The 13,883-nt window shown below is 67.0% G+C and carries 10 protein-coding genes and 1 pseudogene; 3 read left to right on the forward strand and 8 right to left on the reverse strand.

Translation table 11 applies throughout. From position 1 onward, the window contains the following. Positions 1-20: 20 nt before the first annotated feature. Genes glyA through B2527_RS16585 form a run of 5 tightly spaced genes read right to left on the reverse strand, consistent with a single transcriptional unit; the run spans position 21 to position 5,000 of the window. Positions 21-1,316 carry a serine hydroxymethyltransferase gene (gene glyA, locus B2527_RS16565; protein WP_293716222.1) on the reverse strand — a complete coding sequence of 432 codons (1,296 nt, stop codon included), beginning with the start codon at positions 1,314-1,316 and terminating at the stop codon, positions 21-23. After that, complete coding sequence (gene pdxK, locus B2527_RS16570; protein ID WP_293716224.1) at positions 1,309-2,250, reverse strand: pyridoxine/pyridoxal/pyridoxamine kinase; 942 nt, start codon at positions 2,248-2,250, stop codon at positions 1,309-1,311. Before pdxK ends, glyA begins: the two co-directional genes overlap by 8 nt. Continuing rightward, a complete protein-coding gene (locus B2527_RS16575; RefSeq protein WP_293716227.1) occupies positions 2,247-2,957 on the reverse strand; it encodes a glutamine amidotransferase in 711 nt (236 codons plus the stop codon). Before B2527_RS16575 ends, pdxK begins: the two co-directional genes overlap by 4 nt. Further along, positions 2,954-3,757 carry a YggS family pyridoxal phosphate-dependent enzyme gene (locus B2527_RS16580; protein ID WP_293716230.1) on the reverse strand — a complete coding sequence of 268 codons (804 nt, stop codon included), beginning with the start codon at positions 3,755-3,757 and terminating at the stop codon, positions 2,954-2,956. Before B2527_RS16580 ends, B2527_RS16575 begins: the two co-directional genes overlap by 4 nt. After that, positions 3,750-5,000 carry a benzoate/H(+) symporter BenE family transporter gene (locus B2527_RS16585; RefSeq protein ID WP_293716233.1) on the reverse strand — a complete coding sequence of 417 codons (1,251 nt, stop codon included), beginning with the start codon at positions 4,998-5,000 and terminating at the stop codon, positions 3,750-3,752. Before B2527_RS16585 ends, B2527_RS16580 begins: the two co-directional genes overlap by 8 nt. Before the next feature lie 149 nt (positions 5,001-5,149). Between B2527_RS16585 and B2527_RS16590 the strand changes: the two genes are divergently transcribed. Next, positions 5,150-6,592 (forward strand): PLP-dependent aminotransferase family protein, encoded by a 1,443-nt coding sequence (locus B2527_RS16590; RefSeq protein ID WP_293716236.1) that lies wholly within the window; start codon positions 5,150-5,152, stop codon positions 6,590-6,592. Between the two features lie 42 nt (positions 6,593-6,634). On the opposite strand, the gene B2527_RS16595 is transcribed toward B2527_RS16590, so the two are convergent. Then, on the reverse strand, positions 6,635-8,185 hold the full coding sequence (locus tag B2527_RS16595) for a hypothetical protein (protein ID WP_293716239.1): 1,551 nt from the start codon (positions 8,183-8,185) through the stop codon (positions 6,635-6,637). 13 nt (positions 8,186-8,198) lie between these two features. Then, on the reverse strand, positions 8,199-10,355 hold the full coding sequence (locus B2527_RS16600) for a RelA/SpoT family protein (protein ID WP_293716242.1): 2,157 nt from the start codon (positions 10,353-10,355) through the stop codon (positions 8,199-8,201). Between the two features lie 63 nt (positions 10,356-10,418). Here B2527_RS16600 and B2527_RS16605 point away from each other — a divergent pair, with 63 nt between their 5' ends. Together B2527_RS16605 and B2527_RS16610 are read left to right on the forward strand one after the other, a co-directional pair. Continuing rightward, the gene (locus tag B2527_RS16605) at positions 10,419-10,934 is read left to right on the forward strand and encodes a hypothetical protein (protein WP_293716245.1); all 516 of its coding nucleotides are present in this window, start codon (positions 10,419-10,421) and stop codon (positions 10,932-10,934) included. A 58-nt stretch (positions 10,935-10,992) separates the two neighbouring features. Then, the gene (locus B2527_RS16610) at positions 10,993-11,514 is read left to right on the forward strand and encodes a DUF4124 domain-containing protein (RefSeq protein WP_293716248.1); all 522 of its coding nucleotides are present in this window, start codon (positions 10,993-10,995) and stop codon (positions 11,512-11,514) included. A gap of 49 nt (positions 11,515-11,563) precedes the next feature. On the opposite strand, the pseudogene B2527_RS19610 reads toward B2527_RS16610, so the two are convergent. Continuing rightward, positions 11,564-13,666 (reverse strand): annotated as a pseudogene (locus B2527_RS19610) (DUF3418 domain-containing protein); the annotation flags it as partial. Positions 13,667-13,883 lie beyond the last annotated feature (217 nt).

Here is a 13,883-nt window from a genome sequence, read left to right on the forward strand (position 1 = left end):
CAGGCACGGCCAACAACGCGTCAGGCGCAGGCCCGCTGGTTGCGGGTATACCCACCATGCACCGGGTGCCGGGCGCACAGTACCGCCACCTGGGCGCGCACGGATTGCGTCGCGCGCTCCAGGCCACCGGTCTGCACGGCGTCCAGCACATCGGCCACCAGCTCCGCCAGCTGCTCGCATTCGGCCACTCCAAAACCGCGCGTGGTTACCGCCGGTGTGCCAATGCGCACACCCGATGTCACCATCGGCGAGCGCGGATCATTGGGCACCGAGTTCTTGTTGGTGGTGATCCATGCCTGGGCCAGCGCCGCATCGGCCTGCTTGCCGGTGAATGGCCGGTCGGACAGGTCGATCAACAACAGATGGTTGTCGGTGCCACCGGAGACAATGCGGTAGCCCCGCTGCTGCAACCGCGCCGCCATCGCGCGGGCATTGGCCAGCACCTGCTGTTGATAGCGCCTGAAACCCGGCTGCAAGGCCTCCTTGAAAGCGATCGCCTTGGCGGCGATCACGTGCATCAACGGCCCGCCCTGCACGCCTGGAAACACCGCCGCATCCAGCCGTTTGTTGAATGCCGCATCCTGGCCCTTGGACAGGATGATGCCACCACGCGGCCCGCGCAGCGTCTTGTGGGTGGTACTGGTAACCACATGCGCATGCGGCAACGGGTCCGGATACACACCGGCAGCAACCAGCCCTGCCACATGCGCCATGTCCACCCACAGCAACGCCCCCACCTTGTCGGCGATGGCGCGCATGCGTGCCCAATCCTTGTGCCGGGAATAGGCGGAAAAGCCACCGATCAGCAGCGCTGGGCGCTGTTCAACGGCAATGCGCTCCATCTCGTCGTAGTCCACCAGTCCGGTTGCCGGATCCAGCCCATAAGGAACGATCCGGTAGTGCCGTCCGGAAAAATTGGCCGGGTTGCCGTGGGTCAGGTGCCCCCCCTGCGCCAGGTTCATGCCCATCACCGTATCCCCTGGCTTGGCCAGGGCCAGGAACACCGCGGCATTTGCCTGTGCGCCGGCATGCGGTTGCACGTTGGCGTAATCACAACCAAACAGCGCCTTGACCCGTTCGATCGCCAGCCGTTCGGCCACATCCACATGCTCGCAGCCGCTGTAGTAACGCCGCCCCGGGTAGCCCTCGGCGTATTTGTTGGTGAAGACCGAGTCCTGCATCGCCATTACCAACGGGCTGGCGTAGTTCTCCGAGGCGATCAATTCGATGTGGTCCTGCTGGCGCTGTTGTTCGGCCATCAGCGCCTGGGCGAGCTCCGGATCAAACGCGGCAAGGTCCAACGCAATGTCATGCATGAGTAACGTCCCTGGAGGAAAAATGCGAATACAGCGGCTGCATATGCACACGGCTGGCGGACGGCAACGGGCGCGGGCACTCGCCGGCAACAATCTGCATTGGCAGCAGCAGTTCCGCGGATGCGGCCTGGCCGGTGCGCTGCACTGCCCGCACAACGTGCTCGCAGGCGCTCATTACCGCTGCCTGCAGGCCCAGGCCGCACAGCCAACCGGCATTCAGCGCGGCAGCGAACAGGTCGCCCGTACCCTTGGGCACGATCGCATCACGCCCGTGGGTAAAGCAGTACGCCTGCCCCGCCGTAACCAGCACCACCTGTATCCCGTTCTCGGCGCAGGCCGCCGGTGCGGCGCTGGTCACCGCTATCCAGCGCGTGCGCCCGACCAGCAGGCTGCGGGCCGCCGCCACCACGTCGCCCACATCATTGGTGGGCATGCCGGTCAGGCGCGCCAGCTCGAATCCGTTTGGGGTCATGCCATCCGCCAACCCCAGCAGATGATGGCGGTAGGCCTCAAGCAGCCCATCAGCCACATAGATTCCATGGTCGTAATCCCCCAGTACCGGATCGATCAGCACATGCAGCGCAGGTTGCGTCACCAGCAGTTGCGATAACCAGTCAGCCAGCTGCGCTGCCTGCGCCGGCTTGCCGAGATAGCCCAGCTGCACGGAGCGCAGGGCCTGCAGCGCGCCACGCGCGCGCAGGTCCTGCAACCACCCGCAGAACCACGCGTCCGGCGGTGCCCCACCATGTACGCTGGGGTAATGCGGCGCGTTGCTGAGCAGCACCGTCGGCACAGCCGCCACGCTCAGGCCAAAGGACTCCAGCACCGGCACCGCCACGCTGTTGCCAACCCGGCCGTAGAGCACCTGCGATTGCACCGACACCAGGTCGAAGGACAGTGGCTGCCCCGTTGGTGAGAACCCGGGAGCGTTCATGCAGATCCTCCTTCCATTGCATCCAACCCATCCAGCCAGGCGCCAAACACCGCCCTTGCGGCTGTGGGCAAGTGGGCCCGTAGCTGCAGTGCCTGCGCGCGCAACGCCCGCGGATCGATACCTTCGAGTGCAAGCTCACAGGCATGCCCAAGCAGCCAGTGTTCGATACGCGCGGGATCGACCTCCAGATGGCATTGCAGGGCAAGTACCCGGTGACCCACGCTGAAAGCCTGGTTGGCGCATGCCGGCGTAGCGGCCAGGCAGGTGGCTGCACGGGGGATGCCAAACTGGTCACCGTGCCAATGCAGCACCGGCACCTGACCCAGCAACGCCAGCGGTGACTGCATGCCCTGTGCATTGAGCGACAGTGGGGCAAAACCAATCTCCTTGCTGCCCATGCCCACCACTTCGGCTCCCAGCGCGCGGGCGATCAACTGCGCCCCCAGGCAGATGCCGAGCAGCGGCCGATCCTGCAGCAGCTGGCGATGGATCAACGCCAGCTCGCTTTCCAGCACTGGATGGATGGCCTGGTCAAAGGCACCGATCGGGCCGCCCAGCACCACCAGCAGATCCGCTGCCGGCACCGCATGCAGTTCCGCATCGGCAGCCTCCAGATAGCGCACTGCATAGCCACGTTCCTGCAGCAGCGGCTGCAATACACCCAGATCCTCGAAGTGCACATGACGGATCGCCACTGCGGTCTTCATGGCGTGGCCTGCGTATCGGCGTGCGGCCAGTAATGACTGTCGGGCAGCGGCCGCGCGCCAAAGATCGCCTGACCCACGCGGACCACCGTCGCCCCCTCTTCAATCGCGATCTCGAAATCGCCCGACATTCCCATCGACAGTTCCTCAAGACCGACCCCGGCCGGCGCGTCCTGGCGCAGCCGGTCCCGCAGCTCGCGCAACTGGATGAAGCACTGGCGCACCCGTTGCGCCTGGGCGGAGAACACCGCCAACGTCATCAATCCGCGCACACGCAAGGCCGGATAGGCCTTCAGCGCATGCAGATGTGCGGCCACCTGTTCCGGCGCCAGACCGTACTTGCTGGCTTCGCCGGAGGTGTTGACCTGCACATAGACATCGAGCCCGCGCCCCTCGATCTGCAGCCGGCGCTCCAGCGCTTCGGCCACACGCAGGCTGTCCAGCGCCTGGAACTCGCTGGCAAAGCGCGCGGCCAGCTTGGCCTTGTTGGTCTGCAGGTGGCCAATCAACGACCACCGCAGATCCCCCAGGTCCTGCATGGCCTGCCATTTGGCCGCGGCCTCCTGCACCTTGTTTTCGCCCAGCAGGTCGCAACCGGCGGCGTGCGCCAGGCGCAGGCTCTGCTCCGGTTTGGTCTTGCTGACCGGCAGCAAGCGCACCCCCGCCGGATCACGCCCTGCGCGCCGGCAGGCCGCATCCATGCACGCACGCACCCGCGCCAGGTTGCGGCGGAAGTCCTCCACGCTCGCCGCCTGCGGGTAGCGTCCATGGTGTTCGTGGCGGGTCTGGGTGGCCTCAGGCATTGGCCTTCTCCACCGGGGTCACCGTTCCCCGCGCTGCCACGGCTGGCAACTGCCGTTGCAACCGGCCGTGGAGCAGCGCATGCGCCGCCAACCCGATCACCAACCCCCAGAACGCGCCACCGATGCCCAGCAGGGTGATATTGGCTGCCGCCGCCAGGAAGGTGATCAGCGCGGCCTCGCGGGTGCGCGCATCGGCCAACGCCGTTGCCAGGCTGCCACCTATGGTTCCCAACAATGCCAACCCGGCCAGGGTTGCAATGAACGTAGGCGGCAAGGCCGTGAACAGCGCTGCCAAGGTCACCCCGAATATCCCGACGACGATGTAGCCGATACCCGCGGCCACCCCCGCGACCCATCGCTTGGCCGGATCTTCATGGGCCTCGCGGCCGGTGGCGATGGCGGCGGTGATCGCTGCGATGTTGAAGCCATGCGCCCCGAACGGTGCCATCAGCAGCGAGCCAAGCCCGGTCACCGCGACAATGGGATTGGCACTGGTGCGGAAACCATCGTTGCGCAGCACCAGCATGCCCGGCATGTACTGGCCGGTCAGCGTGATCAGGAACAAGGGCAAGCCCACACTCAACAACGCATTGAGGGTAAAGACCGGCATCGTGAATACCGGAGATGCCAACTGCGCAGTCACCGCGGACAGATCCAGCCGTCCACGGGGCAGCAGGAATGCAAGCCCCAGCAGCAGGATGCCAAGCACCGCATAGCGCGCAGTGAAGCGCTTCAGCAGCACATAGGCGGCGATCAGCAGACCGGCCAACCATGGATCAACATTCAGCCCGGCAAACGCCCTGCTACCGAACTGCAGCAGGATGCCTGCCAGAAGACCGGCCGCCACGCCTGGCGGTATCAGCCGGATGAGCCGTTCAAACCCACCTGACAATCCAAGCACCACAAAGCCCAATGCCGAGACCAGATACGCACCGATCACTTCGGCATAAGGCGTCGTCGCCAGCGCAGTGACCAGGAACGCCGCCGCAGGTGTCGACCAGGCCGTGATGATCGGTGCGCGCAGACGCCAGCTGAGCAGCAGGCCGGTAACACCGACACCGATCGAGAGCGACCACACCCACGAAGCGGTGAGCTGGGGACTGAGGCCGGCCACGCTGGCGGCCTGCAGCACCAGGACGAAGGTGCCGCCATAGTTGACGATGACCGACACCAGGCCGGCAATGACGGGATGCACCAGATCGTGCACGCGCAGGGGCTGGCGCGGGGAAGCTGCTGGGAGCATGGGGAAGCACGGACTCCTCGGGGTGGGATGTGGCTGTTGCGGAGGCCGTTTTATAGATCGGAAATGGCATGATGGCCCCCTCCACTTTTTACATATGGAGCAGACCATTGTTCCGCCATGCACAACTGGAGTCCGTCAAAGCCTGGGTCATGAACCCAGCCCAGCGCGCCTTGCCGCTGCATGTGCGCATCCAGCGCGCCATCCGCCAACTGGTACTGGATGGCGCATTGGATGCAGGCCGTGCGCTTCCCGCCTCCCGAGCCCTGGCGGTGTCGTTGGGCGTCTCCCGTGACACGGTCGAGGCCGCCTATGGTCAGCTGCATGCAGAAGGCTTCATCGAGCGGCGGGTGGGCAGTGGCAGTTTTGTCGCCGAGCGCGCGCGCTGGCTGGACCGGCATGACAGCACCCGTCCGCGGGGCACCGCGCCGCAGCCACCGCGGCTGAGCCAGCGCGGCAATGCCATGTACCGCAATGGCGGGGTACGCGACTTCCTTGCCCCGCGTGCGTTTGCACCCGGCGTCCCGGAGACCCGCACGTTTCCACTGCCGATCTGGGAACGCCTGCAGCGCCAGGTGCTCAGGCAATGGGGCAGCGCCGCCCTGCTGCACAGCCCGCCACAGGGCATGGAAGCGCTGCGACGTGCGATCGCTGACTACGTCAATCTTGAGCGCGGTGCGCATGCCAGCCCGGAACGGGTGCTGGTGGTCACCAGTTCACAGCAGGCGCTGACCTTGTGCGCCAGCGTATTGCTCGATCCGGGCGAACAGATCTTCATCGAGAACCCCGTCTACCACGGCGCACGCAAGGCCTTCGATGCCGCCGGACTGCGCTGCGTGCCGGTTGCGGTAGACACCGAAGGCATGCGCGTGGACCAGTTGGACGATGCCATTGCTGGCCGGGCGGTGTTCCTGACCCCCTCCCACCAGTTTCCCAGCGGTACGACCCTGTCCTTGGACCGACGGCTGCACGCCATTGAATGGGCCCGCAGCCGACAGGCCTGGATCATCGAGGATGACTACGACAGTGAATTCCATTACGCCGGCAAGCCCATGGCCTGCGTGCAGGGGTTGGATCCGCATCACCGCACGATCTACATCGGCACTTTCACCAAATCGCTGTTCCCCGGGCTGCGCATCGCCTTCATGGTGCTGCCCCCGGCACTGGTCGCGCCGATGACCACCGCCCGCACACTGCTCGATGGACACAGTGCCCCCATTCCACAGCTCACGCTGGCCCGTTTCATGGAGGGTGGCCATTTTGGCGCGCATGTGCGCGCCATGCGCGTGATCTACAACCAGCGCCGCGATGCCTTGGCGCAGTTGCTGCGTCGCCACCTGCCCGGGGTGCTGGAGCCACGGGTGCCGGACGGCGGCATGCAGATGCCCTGCCTGTTCCTGCAGGCTATCGACGAAGCCCGTGCTGTGGACGCCGCCCGCCGCGCTGGCATCGATCTGCTCGGGCTGAGCACCCTGTATGCGCCGCACACGCCGACCCGCGCCGGCTTGTTGATGGGGTTTGCCGCGCACACGCCGCAGGAACTGGAGCAGGCGGTGAAAACGCTGGCACAGGTTCTGCACGACATGCGCCGTTGAGCCTCCTCAACCCGGACGTATCAGCCGGCATGTTTGGGCAACTCAACGCAACGCGTTGCGCACCCGATCACTGAAACCGGCGATTTCCGGCGTGGCCGGATCGATCTGCTGGGCCTGCTGCAGCGCCTGCTGCGCAAAAGCGGTGTCACCACCGCCCAAGCGCTCGCTGCCCACCGCTATCCAGCGCTGGGCCAAGCGGCGCCGGGCAATGCCCAGGCTGGAATCACCCGGCGCCAGCGCCTGCCAGGCATCCAGACAGGTACGCGCCGCACGCAGGCGATTGCCGCGCAGGTTGTCTTCCATGCAGGCACGCGCGGCGGGCTGGATACGGGCCGCCGCGCGCTTCACCCGCGGATCCTGCGGCGCCAGCGCCTGTGCCGCCTTGAAGCGGTCATAGGCACTGCTGCCTGGCGGCAACAGCCATTGCTCGCGGGCTTCGGCCTCCTCCAATTGCGCGAGCAGGGCCTTCAAGCGGCGTTCGCGTTCGCTGGGCGACAAGCGGGTATCCATCGCGCGCCGCGCGGTGCGGATGCGTTCCACCGCCTGCGCTGCGGCGGCAACTTCGGCATTGTCCGGCGCCAACTGCTCCGCCTGCTGCAGCGCCCGCGCGGCAGCCTCGAACTGGAAATCTCCGGCCAGCCGCGTGGCCTCCTGTGCCTGCAGCTGCGCCACCCGCGTCAACCCCTGCCGAGCGGCCGGTTCCTCGGCGACCGCCAGCACCTCGCTGAAGGCATCGGCGGCGGCCTCCAGCCGGCCCCGTGCCAGCGCATGCCCGCCCTGCAACCGACGCCGCTCCAGCGAAGCGTTCAACAAGGCCTTGGCCGCAGGCAACTCGACGTGCCCCGGGTCGTAAAACTCCACCCGCCGCAGCGTGGCCGCCGCAGCCTGCAGTTGCCCGGGTCGTTCGACTGCACGGTTGGCCTGCATGACCAGCTCGGCCAGCGCTTCGTCACGCCCTTCCAGCGCCTGCATGCGATCGGGCTGGATGGCCAGTACCTGCTGGTACAGCGGCAACGCGCTGTCGGCGCCGTCGTCCAACCGGCCCTGCGCGTGTGCGCTTTCAGCTTGCTGCAGCAGTTCCTCCACACTGCCCTGCTGGCGCCGCTGCGTGTGCAGCTGCATCTGGATGCGATCGATATCGCTGGACGGTGCCTGCAGCCGCCGCGCCAACTGCAGCGCCTGCTCGCAGGCGCTGTAGTCACCGGCGGCCAAAGCCTTGCGGGCACGCTCCAACGCGGCCTGTGCGGTCCGCGCCAGCGCCTGCTTCACCTCCACCCGGTCAGGGTCCAGCGCCGCCGCCGCCTCGAACAATTCGCCCGCGCCGCTGCCGTCCGCCGCGCTCAGCCGACCCTGCTGCAACGCCTGGCCTCCGGCATCCAGCAGTTTCTGGATACGGCTTTCCGGCCACAGCCAATCCGCCAGCGGCTGCCGGAATATCGCCAGCACGATGCTCAGCAACAGTACGCCGATGCCGATGGCCCGCCAGGCGCGCGGGCTGTTCCAGCCACACGCCACCCACCAGCGCCCATACAGCCGCAGCTTGTCGCCGAGTGTTTCCAGTCCCTGTTGGCCGCGTTGGCGCCAGTTCTCCATGCGCCAAGCTTACCTAGCCCAGCCTTCGGGCATCGTCTACGCCCGGCAAGGCCTCGAGTTTGCCCAGCAGGGTGGATAGCTGCCCGTAGTCGTTGACCTTCAACCGCAACCGCAACTGCACCCTGCCGCTCTCGCGCAGGTTGTCGCTGTTGATCTCGATGACATAGGCGTCTTCCTGGGCAATCAGGTTGGTGATGTCCTTCAGCAACCAGCGCCGGTCGACCGCACGCACCATCACGTCCACTTCATAGGCCGAGCCCTTGCGCCCCCACTCCACCGGCAGCACGCGGTCCGGATGGGCCGCACCCAGCCGCGCCAGCGATGCGCAGTCGGCGCGGTGCACCGTCACCCCGCGGGTACGGGTGAGATAGCCTTGGATGGGCTCACCCGCCACCGGTTGGCAGCAACGGGCCAGTTGCACCAGCAGATTGCCCACCCCCTGCACGGTGAAATCGGATTTGCCGGTACCGCCACGGCGCGCGGTGGGCCGCGGCAGGGCCGGTGCGGCCGGTGCCTGAGCGGCCTTTTCCGCCTCCAGCAAGGCACGGCTGACCTGGTTGGGGCCAGTGTCGCCCAGTGCCACCTGGATGTAGAGATCGTCGACGCTGTCGGCGTGGAACTTGCGCGCGGCCACCATCAAATCGGCCTGCTGCAGCCCCAGGCGCTTGAGCTCGCGCTCCAGCAATTCACGGCCGGCCTGCACATTGCGCGCGCGGTCCAGCTTGTGGAACCAGCTGCGTACCTTTTCGCGCGAACGTGCGCTGGCCAGGAAGCCGTTGGACAACAGCAGCCAGTCGCGGCGTGGGTCGGCCTCCTTGCCGGTCAGGATCTCCACCCGGTCGCCACTGCGCAGCTTGTAGCCCAGCGGCACGATGCGGCCGTTGACCTTGGCGCCCCGGCAGCGGTGCCCGACCATGGTGTGCACGTGGTAGGCGAAATCCAACGGTGTGGCACCGGCCGGCAGGTCCATCACCTCGCCCTTGGGGCTGAGTGCGTAGACCCGGTCCTCGACCAGCTCGGCATCCAGCGCTCCGGCCAGGTCCTCGGGGTTGCCCGGGTCCTGCGCCTGCTCCAGCAACTGCCGCATCCAGGTGATCTTGCGGTCGAAGGCCTTTTCCGCGCCCTTGCTGCCTTCCTTGTACTTCCAGTGCGCGGCCACGCCCAGTTCGGCCTGCGCATGCATCTCGTGGGTGCGGATCTGCACCTCGATCGTGCGCCCTTCCGGGCCGATCACCGCCGTATGCAGCGACCGGTAGTCGTTGGCCTTGGGGCGGGCGATGTAGTCATCGAACTCACTGGGAATAGGCGTCCACAGCGCATGCACCGCACCCAGCGCGGCGTAGCAGGCACCTACGTCATCCACCATCACCCGCACCGCGCGCAGGTCATACAACTGCTCGAAAGCCAGGTGCTTCTTCTGCATCTTCCGCCAGATGCTGTAGATGTGCTTGGGCCGGCCACTGACCTCGCCGCGGATGCCCTGCTCGGCCAGCGCCGCGGACAGTTTCTTCTTCACGGCCTCCACGTAGCGCTCGCGCGCAACCCGGGTTTCGTCCACCTCGCGGGCGATGTGGCGGTAGGTCTCCGGGTCCAGGAAGCGGAATGCCAGGTCTTCCAGTTCCCACTTCAGCTGCCAGATGCCCAGGCGGTTGGCCAGCGGCGCATGGATGTCACGGGTGAGCTGGGCCAGTGCCCGGCGCTCCTCATCCGGCAGCTTGTCGGCCGCGCGCATGCAGGCCAGTTGCCGTGACAGCAGGATCGGCACCACCCGCAGGTCGTGGATGATGGACAGCAACAGGCGCCGCAAGCCCTCGCTGTTGCGCCCGGCATCACGGCCGGCGTGCAGCGCCCAGACCTGGTCGGCGGCCTCCTGGCCATCCAGCAGGCCCGCCACCGCCACCGCTGCCTGCCCCAACGGCAGTTCCGCCAGATGCGCCCGCAGGCCCGGCAGGTCGAACAACAACGCAGCGACGATGACGCCTTCGTCAGCGGACAGCAGCGCGAGCGAGTCCAGCGTGTCGGCCAGCACCGGCCAAGGCAGCCGGGGTACGGTATCGACATCGGGTTGCTGCCAGCACGTGAGCAGGGCCTGCCGCAGCGGTTCGGACAGGGCGCGGGTAGAGGCACGCTGCAGCAGCGCTTCCAGGCCGGGGGAAGAGGAACGGTTCACAGCATTCAATTACGGGCGGATGCCCCTACACTAGCGCCCAACCGTCTCCGGGAACAATCACCCATGAAGCTGCCCCGCCTGGCTGTCCTGCTTGCTGTCACCGCTTTGTCGCTGTCCTTGCTGTCCCCGGCCCACGCGCAGCGCGTGGTACAGGGCGACCTGCAGCAGCAGATGTCCGCCGATGAGTTCAAGGCCGCCGGCCTGGACAAGCTCAGCACGCAGGAGCTCGCCGCCCTCAACAACTGGCTGCAGGGCAAGGTAGAGCAGGCCGCCAGCCAGGCGTTGGAGCAGGCGCGCGAGGAAGGCCGCCAGGAAGTGATCGTCAAGAACCGCGGTTTCTTTGATTTCGGCAGCAACGAGCCCATCCAGGCCACGCTGGAAGGCGAATTCCGCGGCTTCGGCAAAGGCCGCCAATACACGCTGGACAATGGCCAGGTGTGGGAACAGACCGATGACGCCATGGTCGCCGGGGTGCGCAAGCAGGCACCCAAGGTGCGCATCACCCCCGGGCTGATGAACGTGTGGTACCTGCAGATCGACGGGGTCAATACCCGTGCCAAGGTACGTCGCACCAAGTAAACCCTTCGCCCCGGCCGCCGCGCCGGGGCTTCTTCCGCATCAGCGAGCCTGCCCTTTCATGCCCGCCATCCTGTTCATCCTGCTGTTGCTGCTGCCGGCCACTGCCGCCGCCGATGTCTACAAATGCAAAGGCCGGTCCGGTGAAACCATGTATTCCGAGCACCCGTGCGATGCCCGCGCCGAGCCGATGAAGCTGCGCGACACCCGTCCGTCGGAGCCGTTCACGGCAGCTGCCACCGCTGCCGCTGAAAACGGCCAGGCCAGGAACACCGAAACGCCGGCCAGTGCTAACAACAGCAGTGAACTCGAGGCCATGCGCGCCGCCGAGAAAAGCTGCATCGCCGATGCCACCGCGTCCATCTACGGCCCTTCCAACGACCGCGTCGGCACCTTGCAGCAGCAGATGTCCCTGCTCAACGAGGAACTGGCCAAGGCCAACGATGCCGAGCGCAGCCAGGCGCTGCGCACGCGCATGGCCACCTTCCGCCAGGCTATTACCCGCGAACACAACAATGCCCATACGCAGATGGGCAATGCACGCCGGCGCTGCATCGAATTGGCCAAGACCAGCGACCGCTGACCCCCGGCCATGGTGCACCGCCACTGTCGGCGCCGGTGCATGCCTCGCATCAACTACGCAGCGCGGCCACCCGCTGGGCCAGTTTCTTGGCCGAAATGCCGGAGCGGAAACCCAGTTCCTGGGCAAACAAGGCCACCCGCAACTCCTCGATGTCCCAACGCAACGCCGCCCATTCCGGGCGCTCGCTGCGGCCCTGCACGCGGGCCTCGTCCAGTGCATCGACAAAGGGCTTGAGCTCCAGCATGCGCGCCTGGTCGCGCGGCGGATCGCGCTTGGCGCGTTCGGCACGCAGGATCATGGCCTTCAGGTAGCGCGGGAACTGCGCCAGCGCATCGGCCGGCGTCTGCCGCAGGAAGCCGGCATGCACCAGCCCGGCCAGTTGAGCCTCCATGTCATCCAGATTGCCGCGCGCCCACCCCATCAGCGGTGCCTCCAGCTGCGGCTTCAACTCACCGACCAGGCCGAGGATGCTTTCGGCCAGTTTCAGCCGTTGCATGGCCTCGCCGAACAGCTGTTTGGCGGCCTCGGCCCGGCGCAGCTCGAAGGCCTCGGCGCTGCGGATGTCGCCCAACCCCTCGGCCAGCACCGCATTGAGTGCGGCGTCCACAAGATCACCGCGCAGGCGCTCCTGTGATTCGATGGCCGCATACAGCAGGCCGGTCTTGGGCGCGATCGGCAATTGCTTGCGGGCCTGCTTGAGCTTGTCGGCCAACGCGATTTCCAACAACCGACGCACCCCACCGGGGTGTGCCAGACGGGCCTCGTTGCGGTCGGCGAAGATACGCAGGGCAGCGGCCTCGCCGGTATCGACCAGCGCCGGATAGGCCGGTACGCCGGCCTCCCCGGCCACCTGTTCGGGAATGCTGTTGCCGGGGAACTCGCGCAGGTCTTCGGCGGCCAGCGCCTTGCCTGCACGGGCAGCAAACGCATCACCGGCGCGCTCACCGAAGCGCGCGCGCAGGCTGTCCAGGTCGCGTGACATCGCCAGCATCCGCCCCGCGGCGTTGTGCTTGCCCTTGCGCGCGGAGGACGTGTCGCGGGCGGCATCGGGCGCGTCCGCCGGTGCCGCGTCGAACAACCGCAGGTTCATGCGCAGATGCGGCTCCAGCGCCTCGACATCGAAATCGGTGGCCGCCACCGCTGCACCGGTCGCCTTGGACAGAAAGCGCGCCAGTTCGCCGCGGATGTCGTCAGCCGATGGCTGCGGCCAGGCCTCGAAGAACGCACGGCCGAAATCCGGCGCCGGCACGTAATTACGCCGCATCGCCTTGGGCAGGCTGCGGATCAGCGCCGATGCCTTGTCGGCGACAAAGCCCGGCGCCAGCCAGGACAGGCGCGCCGGATCCAGCGCATTGAGCAGGTGCAGCGGCACGTCCAGGGTGACACCATCGTCCTCGCTGCCCGGCTCGAAGCGGTAGTGCAGGGCAAGCCGGGCATCACCCAGCGCCAGGTACTTGGGATAACGGTCCTGCTCGCTGCCCTCGCCCGGCAACAGATCCGTCAGCGACCAGTGCAGGCCACGGCGTTGTTCCGGCGGCAGCGCCTTCCACCAGGCATCCAGCAGATTGACCGAATGGATATGGGACGGCACCCGGTCCAGGTACCAGCGCGCCTGCCAGTCCTCGTCGGCGACGATGCCGGCACGGCGCAGCTTGGCTTCCTCCTCGCGCGCCTGCTCCAGCACCTTCATGTTGTCGGCGACAAACCCGGCACGGGTGTTGATCTCACCGGTCACCAAGGCCTGGCGCACGAAGATGTCATGCGCCTCGCCCGGATTTATCCTGCCGTAGTGCACCGGCTTCTTCGGCGCCAGCACCAACCCGAACAGGCTGATCTGCTCCGACGCCAGCACCTGGCCCTGCGCCCGGGACCAGTGCGGATCGAAATGCTTGCGCGCCAGCAGATGCGGCACTTCGGCAATCACCCAGTCCGGCTCGATCGCGGCGTTGGTCATGCCCCACACGCGCTGGGTATCCAGCAAAGTGGCGCTGAGCACCCACGGCGGCGGCCGCTTGGCCAATGCCGAACCCGGGAACAGATGGAAGCGGCGCTGGCGCGGGGCTTGGAAATCGCCCTTGTCGGTGCGATGCCCCACCTGGGTAGGCAAGCCGGCAAGGATCGCCCGGTGCAATGCCTGGTAGGCCGCCACGCGGACCTTGTCGGGGATGCCGCCGACAACCGAGTCGGCGTCGGGCTTGCCTTTTTTCCCCTCGAGCCCGGCCCGAAGCGCAGGCAAGCCCGCCCCTGCCGCCGGCTTTACACCCTCCCGCGCCAGCCGCGCTGCCTTGTGCAGCTCGCCCCGCGTGGCCTTGCGCTTGGCCTCGGCGTCACCACCGGCAGGCACGGCCGGCGGTGCCGACATCAAGGCC

The organism is Stenotrophomonas sp. UBA7606, from assembly GCF_002477705.1.
GTDB lineage: Bacteria > Pseudomonadota > Gammaproteobacteria > Xanthomonadales > Xanthomonadaceae > Stenotrophomonas.